This window comes from Streptomyces sp. UC4497, from assembly GCF_054871485.1.
The window spans coordinates 230,343-255,489 of sequence record NZ_JBTYHB010000011.1; the positions used below are offsets into that span (position 1 = coordinate 230,343).

The 25,147-nt window shown below is 71.3% G+C and carries 22 protein-coding genes and 1 pseudogene; 14 read left to right on the top strand and 9 right to left on the bottom strand.

From position 1 onward, the window contains the following. Positions 1 to 6 precede the first annotated feature (6 nt). The 3 genes from ACYSUO_RS18230 to ACYSUO_RS18240 all read right to left on the bottom strand — a co-directional run bounded on the left by ACYSUO_RS18230 (position 7) and on the right by ACYSUO_RS18240 (position 1,705). Positions 7 to 492: a succinate dehydrogenase hydrophobic membrane anchor subunit gene (locus tag ACYSUO_RS18230; RefSeq protein WP_422409130.1), complete on the bottom strand. Its 486-nt coding sequence runs from the start codon at positions 490 to 492 to the stop codon at positions 7 to 9. An 8-nt stretch (positions 493 to 500) separates the two neighbouring features. Further along, the gene (sdhC, locus tag ACYSUO_RS18235) at positions 501 to 881 is read right to left on the bottom strand and encodes a succinate dehydrogenase, cytochrome b556 subunit (protein WP_266713332.1); all 381 of its coding nucleotides are present in this window, start codon (positions 879 to 881) and stop codon (positions 501 to 503) included. A 149-nt stretch (positions 882 to 1,030) separates the two neighbouring features. Continuing rightward, a complete protein-coding gene (locus tag ACYSUO_RS18240) occupies positions 1,031 to 1,705 on the bottom strand; it encodes a 2-oxo-4-hydroxy-4-carboxy-5-ureidoimidazoline decarboxylase (RefSeq protein WP_461777169.1) in 675 nt (224 codons plus the stop codon). A gap of 92 nt (positions 1,706 to 1,797) precedes the next feature. Between ACYSUO_RS18240 and ACYSUO_RS18245 the strand changes: the two genes are divergently transcribed. The 3 genes from ACYSUO_RS18245 (at position 1,798) to ACYSUO_RS18255 (ending at position 4,654) form a co-directional block, all read left to right on the top strand. Continuing rightward, complete coding sequence (locus tag ACYSUO_RS18245; RefSeq protein WP_461777170.1) at positions 1,798 to 3,393, top strand: beta-N-acetylhexosaminidase; 1,596 nt, start codon at positions 1,798 to 1,800, stop codon at positions 3,391 to 3,393. 102 nt (positions 3,394 to 3,495) lie between these two features. Then, positions 3,496 to 4,005 carry a hypothetical protein gene (locus ACYSUO_RS18250; RefSeq protein ID WP_461777171.1) on the top strand — a complete coding sequence of 170 codons (510 nt, stop codon included), beginning with the start codon at positions 3,496 to 3,498 and terminating at the stop codon, positions 4,003 to 4,005. 82 nt (positions 4,006 to 4,087) lie between these two features. After that, positions 4,088 to 4,654, top strand: a complete 567-nt coding sequence (locus tag ACYSUO_RS18255) for a hypothetical protein (RefSeq protein WP_461777172.1) — start codon at positions 4,088 to 4,090, stop codon at positions 4,652 to 4,654. 91 nt (positions 4,655 to 4,745) lie between these two features. On the opposite strand, the gene ACYSUO_RS18260 is transcribed toward ACYSUO_RS18255, so the two are convergent. Continuing rightward, positions 4,746 to 7,220, bottom strand: coding sequence for an FG-GAP-like repeat-containing protein (locus tag ACYSUO_RS18260; protein WP_461777173.1), 2,475 nt, complete (start codon positions 7,218 to 7,220; stop codon positions 4,746 to 4,748). Positions 7,221 to 7,623: 403 nt separating this feature from the next. On the opposite strand from ACYSUO_RS18260, the gene ACYSUO_RS18265 reads away from it, so the two are divergent. From ACYSUO_RS18265 to ACYSUO_RS18285, 5 genes and pseudogenes are all read left to right on the top strand, one after another. Next, positions 7,624 to 8,496 carry a hypothetical protein gene (locus tag ACYSUO_RS18265; protein ID WP_461777174.1) on the top strand — a complete coding sequence of 291 codons (873 nt, stop codon included), beginning with the start codon at positions 7,624 to 7,626 and terminating at the stop codon, positions 8,494 to 8,496. Positions 8,497 to 8,617: 121 nt separating this feature from the next. Next, positions 8,618 to 9,252: pseudogene (locus ACYSUO_RS18270) on the top strand (RNA polymerase sigma factor). Next, entirely contained in the window at positions 9,249 to 9,539 is a 291-nt protein-coding gene (locus ACYSUO_RS18275; RefSeq protein ID WP_461777175.1) for a hypothetical protein, read from the top strand. The pseudogene ACYSUO_RS18270 and the gene ACYSUO_RS18275 overlap by 4 nt, the downstream one beginning before the upstream one ends. A gap of 282 nt (positions 9,540 to 9,821) precedes the next feature. Further along, a complete protein-coding gene (locus tag ACYSUO_RS18280; RefSeq protein ID WP_461777199.1) occupies positions 9,822 to 10,499 on the top strand; it encodes an RNA polymerase sigma factor in 678 nt (225 codons plus the stop codon). Next, a complete protein-coding gene (locus ACYSUO_RS18285; RefSeq protein WP_461777177.1) occupies positions 10,499 to 11,554 on the top strand; it encodes a hypothetical protein in 1,056 nt (351 codons plus the stop codon). The genes ACYSUO_RS18280 and ACYSUO_RS18285 overlap by 1 nt, the downstream gene beginning before the upstream one ends. Before the next feature lie 227 nt (positions 11,555 to 11,781). On the opposite strand, the gene ACYSUO_RS18290 is transcribed toward ACYSUO_RS18285, so the two are convergent. Further along, on the bottom strand, positions 11,782 to 12,657 hold the full coding sequence (locus tag ACYSUO_RS18290; protein WP_461777178.1) for a L,D-transpeptidase family protein: 876 nt from the start codon (positions 12,655 to 12,657) through the stop codon (positions 11,782 to 11,784). A 269-nt stretch (positions 12,658 to 12,926) separates the two neighbouring features. Here ACYSUO_RS18290 and ACYSUO_RS18295 point away from each other — a divergent pair, with 269 nt between their 5' ends. Then, the gene (locus ACYSUO_RS18295) at positions 12,927 to 14,507 is read left to right on the top strand and encodes an acyl-CoA mutase large subunit family protein (RefSeq protein WP_461777179.1); all 1,581 of its coding nucleotides are present in this window, start codon (positions 12,927 to 12,929) and stop codon (positions 14,505 to 14,507) included. Between the two features lie 177 nt (positions 14,508 to 14,684). Then, positions 14,685 to 15,341: a leucine efflux protein LeuE gene (leuE, locus tag ACYSUO_RS18300; RefSeq protein WP_461777180.1), complete on the top strand. Its 657-nt coding sequence runs from the start codon at positions 14,685 to 14,687 to the stop codon at positions 15,339 to 15,341. Between the two features lie 34 nt (positions 15,342 to 15,375). On the opposite strand, the gene ACYSUO_RS18305 is transcribed toward leuE, so the two are convergent. After that, on the bottom strand, positions 15,376 to 16,854 hold the full coding sequence (locus ACYSUO_RS18305; RefSeq protein WP_461777181.1) for an FAD-dependent monooxygenase: 1,479 nt from the start codon (positions 16,852 to 16,854) through the stop codon (positions 15,376 to 15,378). A 98-nt stretch (positions 16,855 to 16,952) separates the two neighbouring features. Between ACYSUO_RS18305 and ACYSUO_RS18310 the strand changes: the two genes are divergently transcribed. Continuing rightward, entirely contained in the window at positions 16,953 to 17,645 is a 693-nt protein-coding gene (locus ACYSUO_RS18310) for a TetR/AcrR family transcriptional regulator C-terminal domain-containing protein (RefSeq protein WP_461777200.1), read from the top strand. On the opposite strand, the gene ACYSUO_RS18315 is transcribed toward ACYSUO_RS18310, so the two are convergent. From ACYSUO_RS18315 to ACYSUO_RS18325, 3 genes are read right to left on the bottom strand one after another with little or no spacing between them, the layout of a single operon-like run. Further along, positions 17,630 to 18,838, bottom strand: a complete 1,209-nt coding sequence (locus ACYSUO_RS18315) for an acyltransferase family protein (RefSeq protein ID WP_461777182.1) — start codon at positions 18,836 to 18,838, stop codon at positions 17,630 to 17,632. The genes ACYSUO_RS18310 and ACYSUO_RS18315 overlap by 16 nt on opposite strands. Further along, the gene (locus tag ACYSUO_RS18320; protein WP_461777183.1) at positions 18,835 to 20,172 is read right to left on the bottom strand and encodes a polysialyltransferase family glycosyltransferase; all 1,338 of its coding nucleotides are present in this window, start codon (positions 20,170 to 20,172) and stop codon (positions 18,835 to 18,837) included. The genes ACYSUO_RS18315 and ACYSUO_RS18320 overlap by 4 nt, the downstream gene beginning before the upstream one ends. Then, positions 20,169 to 21,146, bottom strand: coding sequence for a glycosyltransferase family 2 protein (locus ACYSUO_RS18325; protein WP_461777184.1), 978 nt, complete (start codon positions 21,144 to 21,146; stop codon positions 20,169 to 20,171). The genes ACYSUO_RS18320 and ACYSUO_RS18325 overlap by 4 nt, the downstream gene beginning before the upstream one ends. Positions 21,147 to 21,344: 198 nt before the next feature. On the opposite strand from ACYSUO_RS18325, the gene ACYSUO_RS18330 reads away from it, so the two are divergent. From ACYSUO_RS18330 to ACYSUO_RS18340, 3 genes are read left to right on the top strand one after another with little or no spacing between them, the layout of a single operon-like run. Further along, the gene (locus ACYSUO_RS18330; protein ID WP_461777185.1) at positions 21,345 to 22,670 is read left to right on the top strand and encodes a DUF6716 putative glycosyltransferase; all 1,326 of its coding nucleotides are present in this window, start codon (positions 21,345 to 21,347) and stop codon (positions 22,668 to 22,670) included. A 56-nt stretch (positions 22,671 to 22,726) separates the two neighbouring features. Then, complete coding sequence (locus ACYSUO_RS18335) at positions 22,727 to 24,046, top strand: cytidylyltransferase domain-containing protein (protein ID WP_461777186.1); 1,320 nt, start codon at positions 22,727 to 22,729, stop codon at positions 24,044 to 24,046. A gap of 14 nt (positions 24,047 to 24,060) precedes the next feature. Next, positions 24,061 to 25,005 (top strand): N-acetylneuraminate synthase family protein, encoded by a 945-nt coding sequence (locus ACYSUO_RS18340; RefSeq protein ID WP_461777187.1) that lies wholly within the window; start codon positions 24,061 to 24,063, stop codon positions 25,003 to 25,005. Positions 25,006 to 25,147 lie beyond the last annotated feature (142 nt).

Here is a 25,147-nt window from a genome sequence, read left to right on the forward strand (position 1 = left end):
CTCGGCTTAACGGATGTTGGGGTCGAAGGTGAAGATCACCAGCGTGCCCAGCAGGACGGTGAAGACCGTCGCGGCGTACAGCAGGCCCTTCAGCCACATACGGGTCTGGGGGCGCTCGGCGTAGTCGTTGATGACGGTACGCAGGCCGTTGGCGCCGTGCAGCATCGCGAGCCACAGCATCAGCAGGTCCCAGCCCTGCCAGAACGGGGACGCCCAGCGGCCCGCGACGAACGCGAAGCCGATCTTGGAGACGCCGCCGTCGAGGACGAGCTGGATCAGCAGGTGGCCGAGGACCAGGACGACGAGAACGACACCGGACAGGCGCATGAACAGCCATGCGGCCATCTCGAAGTTGCCGCGCGTCGAACGCGGGGTCTTCGAGGTGCGCTTGCGCGGGGGCTCGATGTACGGAGCCGGGTTGTCGACGTCGTAGAGCGAGACGCCCTCGACGGGACCGACGCCGGACTTGGCGGGGGTGGTGTCAGCAGACATGTCTGGCCTCAGCTCCCGAAGAGTGCGCGGACGGCGTGGCCGAGGACGGGGTAGAGAGCCCCGACCATCAGGACGATCCAGATGCCCATGACGGTCCAGAGCATCTGCTTCTGGTAGCGCGGGCCCTTCGACCAGAAGTCGACGGCGATGACACGCAGGCCGTTGAGCGCGTGGAAGAGAATCGCGGCGACGAGGCCGTATTCCAGCAGCGCGACGATCGGCGTCTTATAGGTACCAACGACATCGTCGTACGCCTCGGGCGAGACGCGGACGAGAGCGGTGTCCAGGACGTGCACGAACAGGAAGAAGAAAATGAGGACACCGGTGACTCGATGAGCCACCCACGACCACATGCCTTCCCGGCCGCGGTACAGCGTTCCAGCCGGCACGGAAGAACCCTCCGGGAGCGGGGACTAGAGCCGCGCCGGCTTCAGTGTCGGGCGGGCCCGGCCGGGTACGGTCCACCGGCCGCTCGTCATCGTATCGACGAGTTGTCGGGACACTCGCACGGGGGCCTTATGTGTGATCAAACAGGCAATCAAACAGGCACGTACGGGCTATTGATGCCGGTTTCCCGGCCGGTTTCCCGATGGGCGAGGCGGGCGACGCGGCCCCGGGCGAGTCGGCGCAGCTCCTCGGCGGCCAGTTCACGCTCGTGCACCGGGTCGTTGCCGAGCCGGGTGCGCAGGCCCGCGAGCAGGTGATCGAGGGCCTCACCGGGTGCGATGTCGTCCAGGCAGATCACGAAGGGGTGGCCGAAGCGGGTCTGGTACGCGCTGTGGGCCGCGACCAGCGCGGTGTTCGCCGCCGCGTACGCCGAGTAGCCCGAGCGCCCCGAGTACAGCGCGGGGTCCGGCGGCAGCGCGAGGTCCTCGCCGGTCAGGGCCTCGGTGATGTCGGCGGGGGCGAGGTCGTACACCGCCTCGTCCGCCGCGGCGAGCAGCGCGTCGAGGTTCGGGTACGGGCGGTGGGCGGCGACGCGGCGCGCCCACGCGTGGCTGCGGCAGCACGTGTGCAGAAGCTGCGCGGCGGCTTCCGGAGACAGTGCGTTGAAGCGGGCGAGGCCCCCGGGGGCCGTGGGCTGGGCCGGTATCGGCAGACGGCCGGGGAGGTGAAGGGGGCGCAGGGCGGGCTCCGGCGGACGGGAGTTGTGGATGTGCTGTAACGGTAGTGATTCCTGGCCGTGAGTGTCCGGCGGATGCACGAATTTCACTCGGACGGGAGGGTTTGGGACCGGTGGGTGGACGCGATGCGCCTGTCCGTACCCCCGCCCCTGGAGGTCCACCGTTACCGTCGGCGGCGTACGTGTCCGTCCGAACGGGGTTCAGCGAGGTGTTCGTGAAGAAGGAGCGGCAGGCTCTGGTGGCCGTTGCCACCGGGGTCGTTCTGGTCACGGCCGTGGGGTGCTCGGACGGTGGCGGGTCTCCGTCGGACGGGAAGTCGGCGACCTCCGCGACGCCCTCGCCCACCCGTTCGTATCCGCTGTCGAAGCCCGTGCACACGATCCCCGAGGTGCGCGACTTCACGCCGGCGCACGGGCCCGGCTGGAAGCCGGACGGCGGCAAGGTCGTCGTGAAGGACGGCGAACTGGCCGACGAGGGGCGGCTCCTCGCGGAGGAACTGGATCTGAAGTACGCCGGGGGCGGGGACGCCGGGTCCGGTGACGTCGAGCTGGCGCTCGGCGGGAAGAGCGGGGCGAACCCGGAGTCGTACCGGATGACCGTGCGCGGCGGGACCGTGCGGATTACCGGGCCGAGCGACACCGGCGTCTACTACGGGACGCGCACCCTCAAGCAGCAGGTGCACGACGGTGCGAAGGCGCCGGAGGGCGTCACCGCCGACGAGCCCGCCAAGGCGCAGCGCGGGTTCAACCTCGACATCGCGCGCAAGCACTTCACGGCCGACTGGATCAAGGACCGGATCCGGGACATCGGGGACCTCAAGTACAACCAGCTAGGTCTGCACTTCTCCGACGACCAGTCCTTCCGCATCGAGTCCGACTCGCATCCGGAGGTCGTGTCCAAGGAGCACCTCAGCAAGGCGCAGGTTCGGGACATCCTGAAGCTCGCCGCCCAGCGGCACATCACGGTCGTGCCGGAGATCGACTCGCCGGGACACCTGGGCGCGGTGATCGCCGCGCACCCGGACCTCCAGCTGCGCGACGCGAGCGGGGTGGCGGCGCGCGGCGCCGTCGACATCTCGAAGCCGGGCGCCGCGAAGATCGTCGACGATCTGCTGAAGGAGTACGCGAAGCTGTTCAAGGGCGCGTACTGGCATCTGGGCGCCGACGAGTACCGGGCGCTGATGAGCGAGAACCCCGAGGCCTCCTACCCGCAGCTCGCCGCCGCGGCGCGGAAGAAGTACGGGGCGAACGCCAAGGTCCAGGACCTCGCGCAGGGCTGGCTCAACGACCGGGCGAAGACCATGGCCCCCTACGACCGGAACCTGAAGGCCTGGAACGACGGCTTCTACAAGGGCGGGGTCGTCGACGCGCACAAGGGCATCGAGGTCGCGTACTGGACCGGCAAGGAGATCGGGGCGCGCGAGCCGCTCGAGTATCTGGACGAGGGCCGCAAGCTCACGAACTACAACGACGAGTACCTGTACTACGTCCTCGGCCAGCCCAACACGTTCGTCTATCCGACCGGTGAGCGGATCTACAAGAGCTGGACGCCGCGCGTCGTGCGCGGGACGAGCCCGGTGCCCGCGAAGTACGACGACCAGATCCTGGGCGGCTCCTTCGCCGTGTGGTGCGACATCTCCGGGGCGCAGACGCCGGCGCAGGTCGCGAACGGCGTCCGGATGCCGCTGCGGGCGACCGTGCAGAAGCTGTGGGACCCGCGCAAGCCCGAGCTCAGCTGGCCGAAGTTCGTCGCCCTGGCCGACAAGCTGGACGGCTGACGGCTCCGATCCGCCGTTCTGGTGGCGAAGTCCCGTTCCCCTGTGGTCTATTCGGCCGCAGGTACGACGTTTGTGGCGTACACCGGGACGGGGGGAACGGACATGGGTTACTGGGGCTACTACGTGGTCGCCAGAAGCGGTCAGCCGCTGGACAAGTGCGAGGCCCTGGGCGGCGTGCGCGAGGAGCTGACGCTCCTGGAGGAGCGGGCCGACGGCTGGCAGGTGTGGGAGTGCCCGGGCGGCGGCGAGCAGGCGCGGGACGTGGGCAGCATGAACGCGCTGGCGGCGGAGACCGGGGCGCCCGCCCTGTTCGCGTACGTCATGGACTCCGCCTGCGCGGTCGTCGAGGCGGCAGGTCCGGAGAGCGGGGCGTGGACGGCGTGCCTGGGGCGCGCCGCGATGACCGGGTACATCGGCGGGGACGAACGCGCCCTGGAGGACTACTTCCTGCCGCCGGGCGACGCCGCCGAGCGGGCCGTCGGCTGGGCCGGTGAGTGCGGCCGCGAGGTGCCGCTGGAGCCGCTCGACGAGGTGCTGCGCGCGGCTGCCCAGCCCTCGGCCGAGGAGCTGTTCTTCCGCTTCCTCGACAGGCTCGGCGTACAGGGACTGTGACGTTCCGTGCTGTGCGGACGCAGTGGGAGACGTAGGCGTCAAGGGGAATTGCTGGGTCCGCGTCCGGAGGAGCGTTACATCCATGAGCCTGGTGGAACTGATCGCGCAGGCCGATGAACGCGGCCTTGCCACGAGTGGGCTCGGCTGCCTCGACCGGTGTGTGCCGCTGCTCGGCGTCGGCGGGCCCGGCGACCCCGAGGAGGACGTGCTGCGTCCGCTGTGGGCGAGCCTCGCGGAGGACGGCGCGGACTGGGGAGAGCGGCTCGCTTCGGCGCGCGACGAGCTGAGCGGCGCCGCGGGCGAGGGCGAGGCCGCGGAGCTGGTGCGGCGGATGCTCGGGGCGGCGCCGGAGCGGGCGGTGGCCGTGGCGTGGCGGGAGTGGGCGGACGCCTGCTCGGTGGCGGCGCTCCAGGTGCACCGGATGCTCGATGTGACGGAGGATCGGGCGGCCGGCGTGAGCGCGCGCCGCGAGGGTCGCACCGAGGGGATGTCGCCGCTGGTCGCGGCCGAACTGCGCCGCCAGACCCAGATCCTGGAACTGCTCGCGGGCGGTGGCGCGGGCGGGCTGCGGCAGGCCCTGGTCGTCTCGACGGAGGGGCGCAGGGTGCTGCGGGCGGCCGTTTCGCGGCGTGCGCGGGGGCGCGGCTGACGCCGCTGACCGCGTAAAGAAGAGGGCCGTGAAAGATGAGGGCCGTGGGGGCTGGACGGCCCCCACGGCCCTCATCGGTACAACTCGCTTTCTACGGCGCCAGGTTGGTGCCGATGCGTGCGGTCGCCGAGGTGCCGAGCGTGGTCCTCGTGAAGGTCTTGGTCGAGGTCAGGCCCAGACCGCTGGAGTTGCTCGGTACGTACGTCAGGTTGCCCTCGCCCGTGTTCTCGCCCGCCGTGCCGAGCACCAGGTCGGTGCGGCCGTAGCCGGAGAGGTCGGTCAGGGCGACCGCCGAGCCGAGGTTGTCGTTCGACTCGGTGGAGCCGGGGACGCCGGCGGTGTCCTGCGTGACGGAGAGCGCGCCGGTGCCGGTGATGCCGGTCGACGTGCCCTTCAGCAGGATCGAGTTGCCCGCGTTGGAGCGGTTCGAGGTGCGGGTGATGTCCTCGTTCGGGGCGCCCGCGAGCACGTCCGCGTAGCCGTCGAGGTTGTAGTCGCCCACCGCGATCGAGGCGCCCATCGCGTCGCCGGACTCGGCGGCGCCGGGGACGCCCGAGGTGTCCTGGTGGACCGTCTTGGCGCCCGTGGCGGTCAGTCCGCCCGCGGTCGTGGACGTGGGCAGCGAGCCCTTGACGAAGGTGACCTGGCCGCCCGCGGCCGCGCCGGACTCGGCGGTGTAGGGCTGGCCGATCGCGATGTCGTCGATGCCGTCGCCGTTGATGTCGCCGGCGCCGATGGAGCGGCCGCCCTTGACGGTCAGCGTGGCGGCCTTGCGCAGGCCGCCCGAACCGCCCTTGTACCAGACGACCTTGCCGAGGCCGGCGCCGTCGCGGTAGTTCAGCGCGACGTCCGCGTAGCCGTCCTGGTTGAAGTCGCCGGAGGCGGCGTCCTCGTAGGACAGGTTGTCCTCGGTGGTGGTGATCGTGGAGTCGGTGTCCCAGCCGTCGCCGTAGCGGGCGCTCCAGGTGCCGCCGGTGCCGGTGGAGGCGGCGAACACGTCGGCCTTGCCGTCCGCGTTGAAGTCGCCGACGGCCACCGCCGAGCCGAACCTGGCGTTGGTCAGCTCGTAGCTGCCGTCGATGTTGACGCCGGTGCCGGTGGTGAAGTCCGGGCCGTTCAGGATCGTGTACGCGCCGCGGTTGGAGTGCGTGGCGTCGTCCTCGCCGGGCTGGCCGACGACGATGTCCGTGTGGCCGTCGCCGTTGATGTCGCCGGTGGCGGTGGAGGCGCCGAACTCGTCGCCGCTCTCGCCCGCGCCGGGGACGTCGCCGGTGGACTGCGAGATCAGCTTCTTGCCGGTCGTCGTGGGTCCTGAGACGCTGCCGGGCACGAGGGCGATCTGGCCGCCGCTCGCCCCCTTGGGCAGTCCGGCGACGATGTCGTCGGTGGCGTCACCGACGACGTTCTGGCTCGCCAGGGCGTGCGAGACGCCGGGGGTGGCGGCGAGCGTCGCGATGCGGCCCAGCTTCGGGTACAGGTTCGCGCCGGGGCACAAGGTGGTGTTGGTGTCCTTGTGGCCGAAGACGCGGGGCAGGGTGATGGTGGAGTCGAGGGGGACCTTGTTGCCGTCGGTGCCGAGGTCACCGTTGGACGTCAGGGTCACCTTGTCGGTCGCCTTGATGCCGTACTGGCCGAACTTCCAGGCGACGACGCGGGCGATGGAGTCGAGCGCGGCCCTGGTCGGCTTCACCTTCTCGAAGTTGCCGATGTACGAGATGCCGACGGTGTCGGTGTTGAAGCCGTAGTCGTGGGCGCCGTGCACCGGCAGGTCCATGCCGCCGGTGCGGCCCTCGAAGATCTGGCCGCAGCGGTCGACCACGAAGTTGTAGCCGAGGTCGTAATAGCCCTTGGCGACGTGGTCCTGCTGGATCTCGCGCAGCCGCTGGGCGCTCTGCGCGCAGGGAATCTGGTTGTCCGAGTCGACGCCGGTGTGGTGCACGACGGCGGCCTTGATCTCCGTGTCGTACGTGGGGGTTCCGTCGTGCGGGAGGCCGGGGCCCCACACGGACTGGGGGATGATCGTCGGCTTCACGACGGTCGAGGGGCGGGCCTCGGGCGGCGTCTCGTCGGAGGTGAACGCGGCGGGCTCGGTGGCGCCCTTGCGGGTTCCCGTGCCCGGGTCGATCAGCTTGACGTCCATCCCGGACGGCAGGCCGGACGCCTTGCCGTCGGCGTCGACGACGCGCACCTCGACGCCGTTCGACGCGGCGGCCGTGGACACCGACGTGGTGCCGCCGCGGATGTCGGTGCCCTCGCGCTCGGCGCCGTCCGCGTCGTTGGTCTCCTCGGGCAGGGTGGTCCAGGCACCCCAGGTGCCCGACTCGGCGTTGCGCGCCCGGAATTGAGCCGTTCCGTCGAGCTCGTCCTTCGTGTCCTTCCACGTCACCGACACGGCGTTGAACGGCTTCGTCGACTTCTGCGGAACGACCTTCCGGTCCGCCTTCGTCTCCAGGCTCAACGTGTGCACGGCGGCGGCCCGGTACGCGGCGGCCGGGGCCGCCTCCGTGCTCGGATCGGCCATCGCGTACGACACGACTCCGGCCCCGCCGACCACGACCGCCCCCATCGTGATCCACGCTCTCCGCTTGAGACTCAGCGGCTTGTACGCGTGCGATCTGCGCGCGCCGGCCGCGTCTTCTCGCGAATGTCGCGGGCTCAATTGCCCCACCCCTTGATGAAGTTCACATGGACCCCGCGTGACACGCGGGTAGATGCTCTATCCAGCGAACGACTGCCGAAAAGCGTCACGGGTTGTGCGTTTGTGGCGCAGGTCACTGTGCGGGATTCGGTGCGGGAGGGGTTTCGGGGCGACCGATGAGTCACGGCAAAGGTTGTACGGGGCACCCGAGTTCGTCGTGTGAGAAGCGACATGGGGGAAACCTGTGACGGTCATGTGAGTCGGTCCGCTGGAGCTGAGCGGGGTGTGCCGGAGTCGCGGTCGCCCATCAGTGGACCAAGGGGTGCGAACCGTGACCGAGGACGAGAAGCCGGCGCCGGATGTGCGGCGCGTGATCGTACGGCGCGTGGTGACAGGAGTCCTCGTCGCCGGGCTTCTCGGGGCGGGGGCCGTGCAGCGGGCCGTTCCGGAGGACCGGCAGGCGCCGCGGGAGGAGTCCCGGGCGACGTGGCTCGCGGGCGACCTCGAGGGGATCGAGCCGCCGGAGGTCGTGCGGATGACGCGTGCGGAGCGGTTGCTGACGACGTCGACCGGGCTGATGCACGAGACCAGGTCCGTGCGGATGGCCGCCGATGTGCGCAAGGGGCAGCAACGTGTGCGCATGGACGTGCGGATCGACCACGCGGGGAGCTGTTCCGGGAGCTTCGACGGCGGCGTCGGCAACCGGGGCACGCTCGTCGTCCTCGCGGGCAAGGGGCCCGAGGCGTACATGAGGTTCAGCGAATCCGCGCTCGCCGAACTGCAAGGCATGGCGGACAGCCGGAGCGGCACCGTCTCCGCCCGGATGCGGGACCGGATCGAGCAGATGCGGGGGAAGTACGTGAAGGCGCCCGCGAAGGGGGCCAAGGGCCTGGCCGACGGGTGCAGCATCACGCGGCTGATCGGGTCGGGCGAGGACGACTGGAAGGGGACGCGGCAGCTCGCGCCGGTGCGGCGCGAGGGCCGGCGGGTGATTCCGCTCGCGCCGTCGGCGACCGACGACGACCAGGGTGTCGCGTACGTGGACGCCGACGGGAAGCCGTATCTGCGGGCCCTCAAGGGGAACGACAAGGACATGTCGGTCGACCTGAGGTTCTCCGAGTACGGGAAGCCGATGACGGTGCGGCGGCCCGCGGCCGCGGAGATCGTCGAGTTCGCCGACGACGGGTCGATGTTCTCGGCCTGAGTGCGCGGTACGGGCGCCGGGCCATCTGTGACGTTTCTGTGGAGGGCGGCGCTGATCCCGTCAAGGGGCGGTGGGCGCGGGCGCGTCCGCCTTCTGTGGAGACGTGCGAAGAGGAAAGCGCTTGGGCCAGGGAGGGGAACCCCGTCGTGCGCAGGCGCACGACGGGGAGCTGGGCGCGGCCGTCGCGCGGGCCCAGGAGGGTGACGAGGCCGCCTTCGCCGTCGCCTACCGGCTCGTACAGCCGGGGCTGCTCGGCTATCTGCGCGGGCTCGTGGGCGACGAGGCGGAGGACGTCGCCTCCGACGCGTGGCTGGAGATAGCCCGGGACCTGGGGCGGTTCCGTGGCGACGGGGCCGGGTTCCGGGGGTGGACCGCGACCATCGCGCGGCACCGTGCGCTCGATCTGCTGCGGCGGCAGAAGGTGCGGCCGAGGCAGTCCGTGCTCGAACAGGACGTGCTGGAGCTGCCCGGCGGGCACGACACCGCGGAGCAGGCCCTGGAGGCACTCTCCACCGAGAGCGCGCTCGCGCTGCTCGACCTGCTGCCGCGCGATCAGCGCGAGGCCGTGCTGCTGCGGGTCGTCGTCGGGCTCGACGCGCCCGCCGCCGCCCGCGTCCTCGGCAAGCGGCCCGGAGCCGTGCGCACGGCGGCGTACCGGGGGCTGAGGCGGCTCGCCCGGCAGTTCGGAGGCGGCGGGGCGGGAGGGCGTCCGGTGTGACGGATCGCGGGGCGCGCACGCTGGGGGAGGCGAGATGACTGCGAATCCCTCGCCGCCGGTCGAACCCGACGGCGAAGCCGACGGTGCGGGCCGCGCCGCCGACCGGTCCTCGGTCGGCGCGCTGCTCGGCGATGCCGTGCGGGGCGGCGGCCCGTCCCCGGGCGCGGACGGCGAGCTGCGGGCGCTCGCCGCGTACCGCGAGGCCCGCGACGCGGGGGCGCTCGCCGCGGCGCCCCGCAGGCGCGACGACTGGCGCCCGGGCAGGCGGTGGACGGGGTGGCCGGCGCGGGCCGTGGTCAACTCCCCCCAGGAGAGGGGCGGGTAGCGGCACCGGCGAACGGGCCCGGAAATGCGGGACGGCCGAGGTCGCCACCCCCCACAGGAGAGACCCCGGCCGCCGCGCGTCACGGGTCGCGAACGGCCCGTACTTATCTCAGCGCCGCCGGTGCGTTTTCTGTCACACCACCCTGGGATCCCGTTGGTTGCAAGTTGTACGAACATGGACGCGAGGACGTTTCAGGCCGTAGCGTTCTGGTTCGCGCCGGGCGCGCGCGCCCGTATCGACGGCGCACACGGCTTCACAGCCAGAGCAGGGCAGGGGCAGGGAGTGCTGGGGGACGACGCGGAGCTGACCGCCGCGGTGCTTGCGGCGCGGGACGGGAGTGAGGCCGCCTTCCGGACCGTGTACCGCACCGTGCACCCACGGCTGCTCGGATACGTACGCACGCTCGTCGGCGACCCGGACGCGGAGGACGTCGCGTCGGAGGCCTGGCTGCAGATAGCCCGCGACCTCGACCGCTTCGAGGGCGATGCCGACCGGTTCCGCGGCTGGGCCGCCCGGATCGCCCGCAACCGCGCGCTCGACCACATACGCATGCGGGGACGCCGGCCCGCCATCGGCGGCGACGAGACCGAGCTCACCGGCCGACCCGCCCTCTCCGACACCGCCGACGAGGCCATGGAGTCCCTGGCCACCGGCGACACCATGGCGCTCATCTCCAAGCTTCCGCAGGACCAGGCCGAGGCCGTCGTGCTGCGCGTCGTCGTCGGACTCGACGCGAAGAGCGCCGCGCAGACCCTCGGCAAGCGGCCCGGCGCGGTCCGCACCGCCGCGCACCGGGGCCTGAAGCGGCTCGCCGAACTGCTCGGCGCCGCCGAACCCACCGCGGCCGGGAACTCCGCCGACTCCCTCGAAGCGGTACCGACTCCACGGCGCGACCGCACCCGTACGGCGACGTCCGCAGGTGTGACGCATTCGCGTTCGCGGACGCAGAAGGACATGTGATGGCCGACGAGCAGGACAAGTGGCTCAACCGCGACGCGGCGGACCGCCTGCTGCGCGGAGAGGCCCCGGCCGTTTCCGGAGACGACGCCCGGCGGGCCGACCGACTGACCGCCGCGCTGCACGCGCTGGCCGAGGTGCCGGCCGGGGCCGACGGTGAACTTCCGGGCGAGGACGCCGCGTTGAAGGCGTTCCGTGAGACGCGCGCCGTCGCGGCTGTGAACGGCGCTGTGAACAAACCCGCGCGCGCGGGTCGCTCCCGGCTGTCCGCCCGGTCCGCCCCGAAGACGTCCGATCGGCGTTCGTTCTGGGGTCGCCCCGCGCGACTCGGAGCCGCCGCCGCGTTCGCCGTGTGCATGGTCGGCGGGGTCGCGGTCGCCGCGGGGACGGGGGTGCTGCCCTCGCCGTTCCGCGAGTCGGACGATCCGGCGCCTGCCGCGTCCGTGTCCGCCGCCGCGAGCCCCGAGCGGCCGCTCGCCTCGGCCTCCGCGGGCGTCACCGAGGACGGCCACGCGGTGCCGAGCCCGACGAAGCCGTCCGGCACCTCCGGCAGCGGGTCGACCTCCGGTTCCCCGTCCCGCGGCGACGGCGCGGGCGAACCGCGCGACGGCCGCACGGACCAGGGCAGGCGCCCCGGTCCCGACGTGACGGACACCGACGGGGCGAGGGCCCAGGCGCGCAAGCTCGTCGACACCTGTCGAAAGTACCGGGGCGGGCAGTCCGGCGCCGCGGACGTGCAGCGCCTGGAGGCGTCCGCGAAGTCCCTCGGACAGGACACGCGCAGCCTCGACCGCTTCTGCGACCGCGTCCTGGCCCGCGCCGGAGCCCCCACCGCGCCGGCCGACAGGACCACCTCGCAGCACACGGACGGCAAGAGCGACTCGGGAAGCCAGAGCGCCTCGGACGACGGCAACGGTTCGGGCGGCAAGGGCGGCGGCGATCGCGGCGGCGACAACGAGGACGAGGACGGGGACCCGGACGCCGCCGCGAGCCCCGGTCCCAGTTCCAGTCCCAGCGTGAGCTCCACGCCGAGCCCGAGCGTGAGCCCGACTCCCTGACCTGCGGAAACGTAACGGGTCAAAAAGGTTGCGCGCCATGTGTGACGTTTTTGGACGGCACGGCGCAGTAATGAGTGAGCCGACTGGTCATCGGCCGCGCACGAGCCCGGGTTCCCCCCGTACCTGGTGCTCAGTGCCACTGGCGCGGGTGGGACACGTTCCCCCGGTCCCACCCGCGCCACTCAACACATCACCCGCGGATGTCATCTGCGGGGCCTCACCGGGCCTCACCAGTAGACGACGACCTTGTCGCCGTTCCTCACCTGCGCGAACAGCTTCGCGATCTTCTCCTCGTCCTTGACGTTCACACAGCCGTGCGAGGCCCCCGCGTACCCGTGCGCCGCGAAGTCCTGCGAGTAGTGCACCGCCTGGCCGCCGCTGAAGAACATCGCGTACGGCATGGGGGAGTCGTAGAGCGTCGAGACGTGGTGCCGGGACTTGAAGTACACGGGGAAGACGCCCTCGCGGGTCGGCGTGTACTCGGATCCGAACCGGACCTCCGTCGTCATCAGGCGCCTGCCGTCCACCATCCACGTCAGCGTGCGGCTGTTCTTGCTGATGCACAGCACCCGCCCCTTCATGCAGCGCGGGTCCGGCTTCGCCGGGGGCTGGCCGCCGAACTGGTACAGCTCCCACTTTCCCGGCTCGTCCGTCATGTTCAGCAGGCGCTGCCAGGTCACGGTGTCCATCTCACCCGTGCGCGGCAGCCCGCGCTTGCCCTGGAACCCCTTGACCGCGTCGGTGGTCGTGTCGTCGTACGTGCCCGTGGGCCCGTTGAAGAGCCAGGCCACCTGGCGCAGCCGCGCCTGCAGCTCCCGTACGTCCTTGGAGCTGTCGCCGGGGGAGAGCAAGACCTTGGGGGCGGCCGGTGCGGGCGTCGCGGACCCGGTGGGCTTGGCGTCGTCGGAGGGCGGCCGGGACGAGTCCTTGGTGGGCGGTCGGGACGCGTCGTCGGTGGGGAGCCGGGACGCGTCGGAAGCGGACGGCTGGGACGTCAGCGGCGGTGCGGCGCGCCCGCCCTCCACCGCCTGGGCCTTGCACCCGGCGACCAGGGCGAACACCCCGGTGACCGCGATCGATGAACGTAGGACAGCTGTCCGCATGACGTCCCCCCGCCTGCCGCGCCGCTCTCTCCTGTCACGACGGATGCTGCCCGCGCCGGAACGGCTCCGAACTCAGGGTGACGCCGGATGTTCCGACGCGGGGCAAACACGGGAAAGTCTGTGAGCAAGGTCCCAGCGCGGGGCTCTCCACTGGCCGCACGCCCGCCGCTACAGTCCGTCGCGAGGGTCGTTAACTACTGGTAAGTAACAGCGCAAGTAATCAGCACCTAATCGGCAAGCATCGGCAAGTCATCGCTGGAGGCACAACCATGGCGCGCGAATCCGAGTCCGGACTGCCCATCGAGCCGGTCTACGGCCCGTCGGCTCTGGAGGGCTGGGACCCGGATCAGAAGCTGGGCGAACCGGGCGCGTACCCGTACACGCGCGGTGTGTATCCGACGATGTACACGGGCCGCCCGTGGACGATGCGGCAGTACGCCGGGTTCGGCACGGCCACCGAGTCCAACGCCCGCTACAAGCAGCTCATCGCGAACGGCACGATGGGCCTCTCCGTCGCCTTCGACCTGCCGACCCAGATGGGGCACGACAGCGACGCCCCGATCGCGTCCGGCGAGGTCGGCAAGGTGGGCGTCGCCATCGACTCCATCGACGACATGCGCGTCCTGTTCGGCGGCATCCCGCTGGAGAAGGTCTCCACGTCGATGACGATCAACGCCCCGGCCGCGCTGCTGCTCCTGATGTACCAACTCGTGGGCGAGGAGCAGGGGGTGCCGGCCGACAAGCTCACCGGCACCATCCAGAACGACGTGCTCAAGGAGTACATCGCCCGCGGCACCTACATCTTCCCGCCGAAGCCCTCGCTGCGGCTGATCGCGGACATCTTCAAGTACTGCAAGGCCGAGATCCCGAAGTGGAACACCATCTCGATCTCCGGCTACCACATGGCCGAGGCGGGTGCCTCTCCCGCGCAGGAGATCGCCTTCACGCTCGCCGACGGCATCGAGTACGTCCGCACGGCCGTCGCCGCCGGCATGGACGTCGACGACTTCGCCCCGCGCCTGTCGTTCTTCTTCGTCGCCCGTACGACGATCCTGGAGGAGGTCGCCAAGTTCCGCGCGGCGCGCAGGATCTGGGCGAAGGTGATGAAGGAGGAGTTCGGCGCCAAGAACCCCAAGTCGCTGATGCTCCGCTTCCACACGCAGACGGCCGGTGTGCAGCTCACCGCCCAGCAGCCCGAGGTGAACCTGGTGCGCGTCGCGGTCCAGGGTCTCGGCGCGGTCCTCGGCGGCACGCAGTCGCTGCACACGAACTCCTTCGACGAGGCGATCGCGCTCCCCACCGACAAGTCCGCGCGCCTGGCCCTGCGTACGCAGCAGGTCCTCGCGTACGAGACGGATGTGACGGCGACGGTCGACCCGTTCGCCGGCTCGTACGTCGTCGAGAGCATGACGGACGACGTGGAGGCCGCGGCCCTCGAACTCATGGACAAGGTCGAGGAGTTGGGCGGCGCGGTCAACGCGATCGAGCGCGGCTTCCAGAAGAGCGAGATCGAGCGCTCCGCGTACAGCATCGCGCAGGAGACCGACTCCGGTGAGCGCGTCGTGGTCGGCGTCAACCGCTACCAGCTCGATGCGGAGGAGCCGTACGAGCCGCTCCGTGTCGACCCGGCCATCGAGGCGCAGCAGGCGGAACGCCTTGCGAAGTTGCGGGCCGAGCGGGATCAAGGGGCCGTTGACGCTGCCCTCGCCGCGCTCAAGAAGGCGGCGGAAGGCGAGGACAATGTCCTCTACCCGATGAAGGATGCGCTGCGGGCGCGGGCGACGGTCGGCGAGGTCTGCAACACGCTCCGCGAGGTCTGGGGGGCGTACGTCCCGTCGGACACGTTCTGACGGGCCGTCGGCTGGGCGGGGGCGTTACCGCGCCGCGAGGTTCGTGCGGCGGCACCGGGGCCGGGCTCACGGGGCTCTGCCCCGGGCCCCGCGCCTCAATTGCCGGCGGGGCTTGATCGGTGTCCGGTATCCGGAATTCGGGGGCGGCCCCGCGGACGGGCGTGCGAGACTCGCCGCATGCTGGGTGTCATCGATCTTCCGACCTATCTCGCGGGCCTCGCCCTCATCATTCTTCTGCCGGGGCCGAACTCGCTGTACGTGCTCTCCGTCGGCGCCCGCCGCGGCATCCGCACCGGCTACAAGGCCGCCGCGGGCGTGTGGTGCGGGGACACCGTCCTGATGACACTCTCCGCCGCCGGAGTCGCCTCCCTGCTCCAGGCCAACTCCCTGATCTTCGGGATCGTGAAGTACGCCGGCGCCGGCTATCTGACCTGGCTCGCCATCGGCATGATGCGCGCCGCGTGGAGCATGTGGCGCACCCGCAAGGAGCGGCTCGCGGCCGAGAGCGGTGCCGCCGAGGAGGCGCCCGCGCAGGAGCGGCCGTTCCGTCGCGCCTTCGTGATCAGCCTGCTCAACCCCAAGGCGATCCTGTTCTTCATCGCCTTCTTCGTTCAGTTCGTCGACCCGTCCTACGCGTATCCCGCCCTCTCCTTCGTGGTCCTCGGCGCCTTCGCGCAGGTGGCCAGCGTGCTCTACCTGTCGGCGCTGATCTTCAGCGGCATGAAGCTCTCCGCCGCCTTCCGCCGCCGCAGGCGCCTCTCCGCGGGCGCGACCTCGGCGGCCGGGGTGCTGTTCCTCGGCTTCGCGGTGAAGCTGTCGTTGTCCAGCGTGTAGTGCTGCTGCCGTTGAGGCTGCCGCGACCGGCCGGTCACCCCACCACGGACTCCGTCAGGTACTGGTCCAAGCCTTCCGTCGTCTCCCCGGCCCATGCCACATAGCCGTCCGGCCGGATGAGGAACACGCCCCTGCCGTACGCCTCGTATGCCGGGATGCGGGTTGTGTGGATGAGGTCGCTCAAGTTGCTGCTCAGCGGCGGGAGTTCGGCCGCCGTGTCCACCGTCAGGAGCGTCCAGTGCGGGCCCCGGAAGGCGTCGAAGAGCCGCACCCCGCCGCGCCGGCCGTCCGGTGCCCGGTCGCCCGCCCGCAGCGCGTCGTCCGCGAGCCCCGGTCGGGTCTCCCGGGTCAGCGTCGACTCCCGGTAGCCGATGCTCAGTTGCCGCACCTCGTCGCCGCGCTGCGTGGGCTGGTCCTCGGCGCGCGCCCGGTGGATGCGGGTGCTGATGCCGAGGATGCCCGCCGCCACCGGTGTCCGCTCCTCCTCGTACGTGTCCAGGAGCCGGGCCGGTGCGCCGCCGGACAGCACCGCAGCCAGCTTCCAGCCCAGGTTGTACGCGTCCTGCACGCTCGTGTTCAGACCCTGACCGCCGGCCGGGGAGTGGACGTGCGCCGCGTCGCCCGCGAGGAAGACCCGGCCCACCCGGAAGCGGTCCGCGAGCGCCGCCCGCGCCCGGAAGTCGGAGGCCCAGAGCACCTCGGCGATGTGCTCCTCGGAGAGTGCCGTGCGCGTCGCGAGGAGCTTGGTCACCGCTTCCGGTGAGGTGTCGGGGACCGCCGACTCGTCCGCGTACTGCGCGGCCAGTTGGTAGACACGGCCCTTGTCCTCGGCCATCGGCAGGGGGCAGAACGCCACGCCGCCCTCCGGCGACTTCGGCCACACGTGCCAGTGCGTGTCCGGGATCGGGGCGTCGTCCGTGACACGCACGTCCGCCACCAGCATCGGCTTCGGGTCGACCGTCTCGCCGGTCATGCCGACGCCCAGCAGCCCCCGGACCGTGGAGCGGCCGCCGTCCGCCGCCACCACGTACCGCGCACGCACCGTCGAACCGTCCCCGAACGTCGCCGTCACCCCGTCCGCGTCCTGCGTCAGGCCGGTCAGCGCGGCACCGAAGCGGACGCCGCCGCCCAGCTCCCGCAGTCGCGCGTACAGAATCGCCTGCGTGCGGGCCTGCGGTATCAGCCACGCGTTGGCGAACGGCACCCCCTCCGTCGGCTCGGAGCGCTGCATCATGTCCCACTCGTCGCCCGGCTCGGCGCCCTCCCAGACCCGCATCCGCGGATACTCCGAGCCCGCCGCGTGGATCTCCTCGAGGACCCCGAGGTCGTACAGCACCTCCTGCGTGCGTGGCTGGAGGCCCTTGCCGCGCGAGCCGGGGAACAGGCCGTCCGCCCGCTCGACCAGCAGGGCCCGCGTACCGCGCCGCGCCAGATCCGTCGCCAGCGCAAGACCCGTCGGGCCCGCACCCACGACCAAAACGTCCGTCGTCACCGTGTCCGCAGTCATCGCCATCCACCCTCTCCTTAACGCCGTTAAATCCGCCTGTCTCCGAGCATGGGCTTAACGGCGTTAAACTGTCAAGCGTGGCTGAGCAGAAGAACCCGAAAGACGTGAAGAAGGCCAAGGCGGACAAGCCGAAGGCGGACAAGCCGAAGCTCGACAAGGCGCACGTCGCCGGCACCGCCCTCGACCTGCTGAACGACGTGGGTCTCGAAGGGCTGACACTGCGCGCCATCGCCAAAGAGCTGAACGTGCAGGCGCCCGCCCTGTACTGGCACTTCAAGAACAAGCAGGCGCTGCTCGACGAGATGGCGACCGTGATGTTCCGGCGCATGACGCAGACCGGTGCGCAACCGGGTGCCGAGGTCCGGTACGAGCCCCCCGGCACCTGGCAGGAGTGGCTGGTCGAGGGCAACCGGCAGCTGCGCGCGACCCTTCTGCGCTACCGCGACGGCGCGAAGGTCTTCAGCGGTTCACGCTTCACCGGCACCGACCACGGGCCCGAGCTGGAGGCGCACCTGCGCTTCCTCATCGACGCCGGGTTCACCCCCGACCAAGCGGCGTGGGCGGGCACCACCGCGTACATGTACACGCTCGGCTTCGTCACGGAGGAGCAGGGCATGCGGTCGCCGTCCGGCGAGCGCCCCGCGGCCGTGGACGTGGAGGAGCGGGCGCGGAAGCTGGCCGACTACCCGCTCGCCGCCGCCGCGGGCGATCAGCTCTTCGCGGCGTACGACGAGCGGTTCGAGGAGGGACTGCGGCTGATCGTCGCGGGGATCGAGGCGCGCTACGGAGTGCGCTGAGCAGCTCCCGCCCCCGTAACAGCCCCCGCCCCCGTGCCGGCCCCCGCCCCCACCCCCGGCTTCCGGTTGAGCGACCTGCGCAGCAGCGGCGTCGCCCACTCCTCGACGTAACGGTTCAGCACCCAGGCGAGCGCCAGCATCAGCGCGATCGTCGCCGCGAAGGTGACCGACGCGGGCAGGCCGACGCGGCGGTGCAGGGCCGCGATCGTCACCCAGCCCAGGTGCTCGTGGACCAGGTAGAAGGGGTACGTGAGGGCGCCGGCGACCGTCAACCAGCGCCAGTTCGCCCAGCGCGTCCAGCCGACGGCGATCGCCGCCACCGCCGCGAAGCCGAGCGTGACCACCACGACGATCCCGAACGAGGAGCGGTAGGAGAAGAAGTCCGGGTTCGGTGCGTGCCAGGTGCGGTCGACCGCGAAGTGCTGACCGATCAGCCAGCTCACCGCGACGATGCCCCACGCCGTGACGTCGCGCCGGTCGCGGTGGACCAGGTACAGGCCGATGCCGCCGATGAAGAACGGCGCGTACTCCGGCATCAGGACGAGATTCGCCAGCGAAGCGTCCGGTCCCGCGCCCTCCGCGAGCACCGCCGCCAGCGTCCACACCGCGCAGAACAGCACCACCCGGTGCCGGGTCGCGCCCGGCAGCACGACGCAGAGCGCGAACAGGGCGTAGAAGCGCAGCTCCGCCCAGAGCGTCCAGCACACGCCCAACACCCGGTCCACGCCCAGGGGTTGTTGCAGCATCGTCAGGTTCACGAGCGCGTCGCTGGGCGACACCGCCTCGTACGCCACGACCGGCAGCGCGAAGACGGCCGTCACCAGGACGATCGCCACCCAGTACGAGGGGAGCAGGCGGGCGGCGCGCGAGGCGAAGAAGGAGCGCAGGGGTCTGCCCCAGCCGCTCATGCAGATCACGAAGCCGCTGATCACGAAGAAGATCTGCACGCCGAGGCAGCCGTACGCGAACCAGCTGTGCAGGGTGGGGAATTGGCTGCTCGGCGACGTTCCCCAGGCCTGGGAGATCTCGCCGTCCCTGCCTCCGTAGTGGTACGCCGCCACCATCAGCGCCGCGATCAGCCGCAGCCCGTCCAGGGCGTACATGCGGGACGCGGGGCGGGTGGGCACGGCCTTCGCCTGCGGCTCCGTCTGTGGTGCGGGGAGCGGGGGCAGCGTCGTGCCGGGAGCCGTCATCCGAGGGCCGCCCGCTTCAGGGAGCGGGCGCGCTTCGCGACCCTGCGCACCGTCGCGTTGCGCGGGATGAAGGCGAACTGGGCCGGGAGCGCGCCCGGCAGGGCGAGCGAGGTCAGCCGGCGCCGCTTGAAGTAGCGCCAGGTGCGGTCGTCGAGGCGGGTCGCGAGATAGCGCTCGGCGGGGCGGCGCAGCTCCGGGTAGATCTTGGCCTGCATGGCGTAGCCGACCGCGCGCAGCAGCTCGTCCAACTCGCCGACGGGCAGCGGCTGTTCCTGCGCCTCCACCGCCGTGCGGTCGGTCAGGTCGGGCAGCAGCGCGTCGACGATGGTGACCGGCACCCGGTTGCTGTTCTGGTACGGCGTGAGGCGGTCCAGGAGCGTCGACGTGCCGATGCGCGCCACCGGGATGCCGTACAGGGCGCTCGCGGTGAGCAGTGCCGTGGAGAAGCAGCCGACGACGAGGACCGGGCGCATCCGCTGGTAGAGGACCTCGGCGAGGACGGGTGTCTCCAGGACGGTCAGTTCGACGCCGAGGCGCTCCGCCTCCTTCTCCAGCGTGCGCGAGTAGCGGGCCGGGGCGGTGGGGTGCGGCTTGAACACCACGTGCTCGTGGCCGAGTTGGGCGGCGCCGCGCATCATCCGTACGTGCAGGTCCTCCTCCTCGTCGGCCGTGAGGATGCCCAGGGCGGAGAGGTACTGGCCGAGCAGGAGGGCTGGTTCGCCGGGCACTCCCGGCAACTCGCCCGAGGAGTCCGACAGTTCTGCCAGCACCTTGAGGAAGACCTCGGTGGGTACGACCTCGGGCTCGACGCCGAACTCCGTGAGCAGCAGCGGCTTCAGGCCCGGCACCAGGTCCAGGTGGAGCAGGCGGCGCACCCGTGTGCCGATCAGCGGGTCGATCTTGTTGCGGGTCGGTCCGTAGCTCATCAGGCCGTCCGCGTACACGTCGACGGGCGCGCCCGCGAAGATCTGCGCGACGGCCATCGCCGGGTTGACCTGGATGGACTCCACGGCCAGCTCGATGTCGTCGTCCCCGAGGCCCCACGTGAGCCGCAAGTACCGTTCCCACAGCGGGATGTCGTCGGTGCGCGGGCCCCAACTGCCGGGGTGGAAGGGGGAGATCGCCTCGTTCCACGACAGGACGCCGCCGAAGCGGCCCCGCAGTTGCTCGAAGCCGGGCATCTCGTCGACGGCGGGGGTGGTCTCGGGCGTCGCCGCGTTGTTGGCGATCAGCAGCAGCGTACGGTCCGCCGGGCCGAACCGCTCCGCGTCGAGGGCCGCGGCGAGCGTCGCGGCGCCGTACAGGGTCGAGGCCAGCAGGATGCGGGTCGTCATGCCGTGACCTCCGCGCTGACCGGGCGGCGACGGAGCCGGCGCAGGCGGGTGGCCCGCTGGGTGTCCATCGAGTCGAGCGCGTCGTCGAGCACCCGCTGCGGCATGCGCTTGAGCGCGGCCGCGCTGAGCGACTTCAATGTGCGGGCCACGGGAGGTTCGAACCTTTCGATGGATCCCAAGTGGTGGGAAATGATGGCGCAGTACGTACGCACGGCCTTCGGGAGGAGCAGTTCCGCGTCCCGGTCCTCGGCGGTTTCCCGGACGACCTGGTCGAATGCCCGGATGAAATCGAGCTGCCGTACGTCGCCGATCTGAGTGAGCGAGGACGAGACGCCACGGCGATAGAAAACGCCCAAAGTGGAGACCGCCGCAAAGGATTTCGCCTCGCGGTGCAGCCGCCAGATCCACGGCCTGTCCTCCGCCGTGCGCAGCCCGTCGGTGAAGTGCAGCAGACCCTGGTCGGCGAGCCGCCGGTGGTACATGCCGGCCCACGCGTACGCGTAGTCGACGGCGGTCGAGCGGTCGGCGGGCAGGATGGCCGCGCGCGGGTCCATGACGACATTGCGCAGACCGTGCGGGAAGCGGTGCACCGAGCGGGCCCGCGCCGTGCACTGGACGTGGTCCGTGCGCACGAAGTCGCAGCCGAGGCCCTCCATGGCGGCCAGCAGCTGCGCGTAGTACCCGGGCGCGAGCCAGTCGTCGCCGTCCAGGAAGGCGAGATATTCGCCGCGGGCCCTGTCGAGTCCGGTGTTGCGGGCGGTCGCGAGTCCTCCGTTCCTTTCGTGTCGCACGACGACCGCGCCGGGCAGCTCGCGCTCGGCGCGCGCGAGAATGTCCGGTGTCTCGTCCTTGGAGCAGTCGTCGACGAGAATGAATTCGAAGTCGTCGCGTGCGTTCGCTCGCAGACTTCTGAGGGTGTCGGGCGCGTATTGCTGCACGTTGTAGAACGGCACGATGACGGAGAGCTTGACCACGACGGTGACGTTAGGGCGCGGCCCGGCATTCGTCTTGACCGGTGGCTTGATGTCAGGTGAACGAAGCGTGGCGGGACCGTGAACCGGCCCTGGCGCAGGGCTTTTCCGGGGCCGATTCGCCATTCGTCGGTGTGCTGTTAACCGTTTGTTGCATTCTGGTTGGGCCGCGGCTCGGAATTGCTTCCTAGGTTTTCCATCGTGCCAGTAAGGAACGGAAAGCAGCTCAGGGTCGCCGTGCTCGCGGACTCCGACACCCGGTGGAAATGGGGGTCGCTCACCGCCTCCCGCATCGCCCCCGACAGTGTCGCCCTCGACGGCTATCTGCTGCGCGGCCGGGCCACCCCGACCCCGCGCCAGCTCCGCGAGATCGGCGTCCGCGCCGACAGCCTGCGCGAGGTCACGGCCGTCGAATTCCTGCGCGAGATGGAGTCGGCGGCGTCCGGCGACAGCGGGTCCCGCGGCTACGACGTCGTGCTGCTCGCCCTCGTCGGCGGGGGAGTCCAGGCCGTCCTGCACGGCCTCGCCCACGCCTGGCGGGGAGCGGCGCGCCGCCCCGTCGTCGTCACCGGCTATGTCGGCGTCGTCTACGAGAAGCTCGCCGACGGCCTCCTCCTGCGGCACGGCGCCGACGTGGTGCTCGCCAACTCGGGCTACGACGCGGACCGGTTCCGCGCCGTGTACGAGGGAGTGGGCGCGGACGCCTCCGCGGTGACCGAGTGCGCGCTGCCGTTCCTCGGCGGCGAGCCGTACGCCGGTGAACGGGACCCGTACACGGTGACCTTCGCGGCGCAGCCGTCCGTGCCGGACACCGCGGCCGACCGCGACTATCTGCTGGGCCGCCTCGTCCGGCACGCCGAGTCGCACCCCGACCGCGAGGTGCTGCTCAAGCTGCGCAGCAAGCCCGGCGAACACACCACGCACATCGAGGAGATCCCCTACCAGAAGCTCGCGCAGCGCCGCGAGCTGCCGGCCAACTTCCGGCTCGTGTACGGGAACATGGGCGAGGTCCTCGACCGTACGGACCTGCTCGTCACGGTCAGCTCCACCGCCGCCCTCGAATCGCTGCACCGGCGCATCCCGACCGCGCTGCTCACCGACCTCGGTGTGCGCGAGGCCCTCGGCAACCACCACTTCACCGGCTCCAACTGCCTTGTGTCCTGGGACCAGTTGGACGCCGGAGTGCGGCCCGAACCGGACGCCGGCTGGCTCGCCCGGCAGGGCGTCGCGGCCGACGGCACGTACGCGAGCGCCTTCGACGGCGCGCGGACCCGGGTCGCCGAACTGCTCGACCAGGACAGGCCCCCGCTGACGCCCTACTACAGCCGCACCACCGCCCCCGGCTATCTGCCGCGCATCCTCGCCCGCCACCACCTCGCACCCGACGGCAGCCCGCTCCCCGGCGCGCCCGCCGCCGACCGGGCGCCGGGCCCTGTGCGACAGGTCGTGCGCCGGGCCGCCCGTGGCGCCTACCGGCACGGGGTGCAGCGCGTCGCCCCCGTGATCCGGCGGATGGGGGAGCTGTGACCCCGCGTCAGGACCCGCCTCTGAGGAACGACCAACTCCCTGAAGGAGAAGCGCACATGACCGACCTCGAGACGGTGCAGGGCGCCCCGGAGGCGGGCCTCGCCGCCCCCGTACGACGCGTCCTCGCCGTGATCCCCGCCCGCGGCGGCTCCAAGGGCGTACCGGCGAAGAACCTGGCCCCGGTCGGCGGCGTGCCCCTGGTGGCCCGCGCCGTGCGGGAGTGCCTCGCCACCCGGCAGGTCACCGACGTCGTGGTCTCCACCGACGACGCCGCCATCGCCGCCGCCGCGCGGGACGCGGGCGCCGAGGTCGTGACCCGGCCCACCGCCATCGCGGGCGACAAGTCCAGCTCCGAGGCCGCCGTGCTGCACGCCATGGACGCGCACGAGGCGCTGCACGGCGCGGCCGTCGACGTGGTGCTGCTCGTCCAGTGCACCAGCCCCTTCCTCGTACGGGAGGACATCGACGCGGTGGTCGGCGCGATCCTCGACGGCGGCGCCGACAGCGCCCTCACGGTCGCGGCCTTCCACGGCTTCGTATGGCGCCACGAGGACGACGAGCCGCGGCCCGCGACCGTGCACAGCGCCACGGCCGAGGCGGGCGGCGTCGCCGTCCTCGCCGACCGGAAGACCGCGACCGGCGGCGGCTACGGCGTCAACCACGACAAGTCGCAGCGCCAGATGCGCCAGGACCGGCCCCAGGACCTCCTGGAGACCGGCGCCGTCTACGGCATGGAGACCAGCGGGTTCCGCCGCCACGAGCACCGCTTCTTCGGCCGCACCGAACTGGTGCGCACCGACCCCGCGCGCGTGCTTGAGATCGACGACCCGCACGACCTTGCGCGCGCCCGCGCGCTGGCCCCCCTCTTCGACCAGCAGTCCGTCCTCCCGTCCAGGGAAGACGTCGACGCGGTCGTCCTCGACTTCGACGGCACCCAGACGGACGACAGGGTGCTGATCGACTCCGAAGGACGGGAGTTCGTCACCGTGCACCGCGGTGACGGCCTCGGCATCGCGGCCCTCCGCAGGAGCGGCCTCGAACTGCTGATCCTGTCCACGGAAGTGAACCCGGTCGTCGCCGCCCGGGCCCGGAAGCTCAAGATCCCGGTCCTGCACGGCATCGACCGCAAGGACCTCGCACTGAAGCAGTGGTGCGAGGAGCAGGGCATCGCGCCGGAGCGCGTGCTCTACGTCGGCAACGACGTCAACGACCTCCCGTGCTTCGCCCTCGCGGGCTGGCCCGTGGCGGTCGCCAGTGCCCATGACGTCGTGCGCGGCGCCGCACGCGCCGTCACCACCGTCCCCGGAGGCGAAGGCGCGATCCGAGAGATCGCCAGCTGGATCCTCGGCCCTTCTCTCGACTCCCTCAACAAGTAAGGAACGCCAGAACCATGACCAACGCGTCCAACTCCCGCATCCGCAAGTTCGGCTCCCGCGAGGCCGGCCCCGGCCGCCCCGTCTACATCACCGGCGAGATCGGCATCAACCACAACGGTGACCTGGAGAACGCGTTCCGGCTGATCGACGCCGCCGCCGACGCCGGCTGCGACGCCGTCAAGTTCCAGAAGCGCACCCCCGAGATCTGCACGCCGCGCGACCAGTGGGACATCGAGCGGGACACCCCCTGGGGCCGGATGACGTACATCGACTACCGGCACCGCGTCGAGTTCGGCGAGGACGAGTACCGGGCCATCGACGAGTACTGCAAGAAGCGCGGCATCGACTGGTTCGCCTCCCCGTGGGACACCGAGGCCGTCGCCTTCCTGGAGAAGTTCGACGTCCCCGCCCACAAGGTGGCCTCCGCCTCCCTCACCGACGACGAGCTGCTCCGCGCCCTGCGCGCCACCGGCCGCACCGTCATCCTCTCCACCGGCATGTCGACGCCGAAGCAGATCCGGCACGCCGTCGAGGTCCTCGGCAGCGACAACATCCTGATGTGCCACGCCACGTCGACGTACCCGGCGCAGGCCGAGGAGCTCAACCTCCGCGTCATCAACACCCTCCAGGCCGAGTACCCGAACGTCCCGATCGGCTACTCCGGCCACGAGACCGGCCTCCAGACCACGCTCGCCGCGGTCGCCCTCGGCGCCACGTTCGTCGAGCGCCACATCACCCTCGACCGCGCCATGTGGGGCTCCGACCAGGCCGCCTCCGTGGAGCCGCAGGGCCTCACGCGCCTCGTGCGCGACATCCGCACCATCGAGGAGTCCCTCGGTGACGGCGTCAAGAAGGTCTACGAGTCCGAGCTCGGCCCGATGAAGAAGCTGCGCCGCGTGCCGGGCGTCGTCGCCGAGGCGGAGATCGCCGTCGCCGCCGGTGAGCCGGTGGGTGTGTGACCTCAACCCCTGAGCGGTCCGGCGCGGGGGACCCCCCCCCGGCCCCCCCGCCGCGCCCCCGGGGGGGGCCCAGCGGCCGGAGTAAGGTTTTGGTGGGGGAGAGACCCGGCCAGCGCCTCAAAGTTCAGGAGTGGGGGCCCCA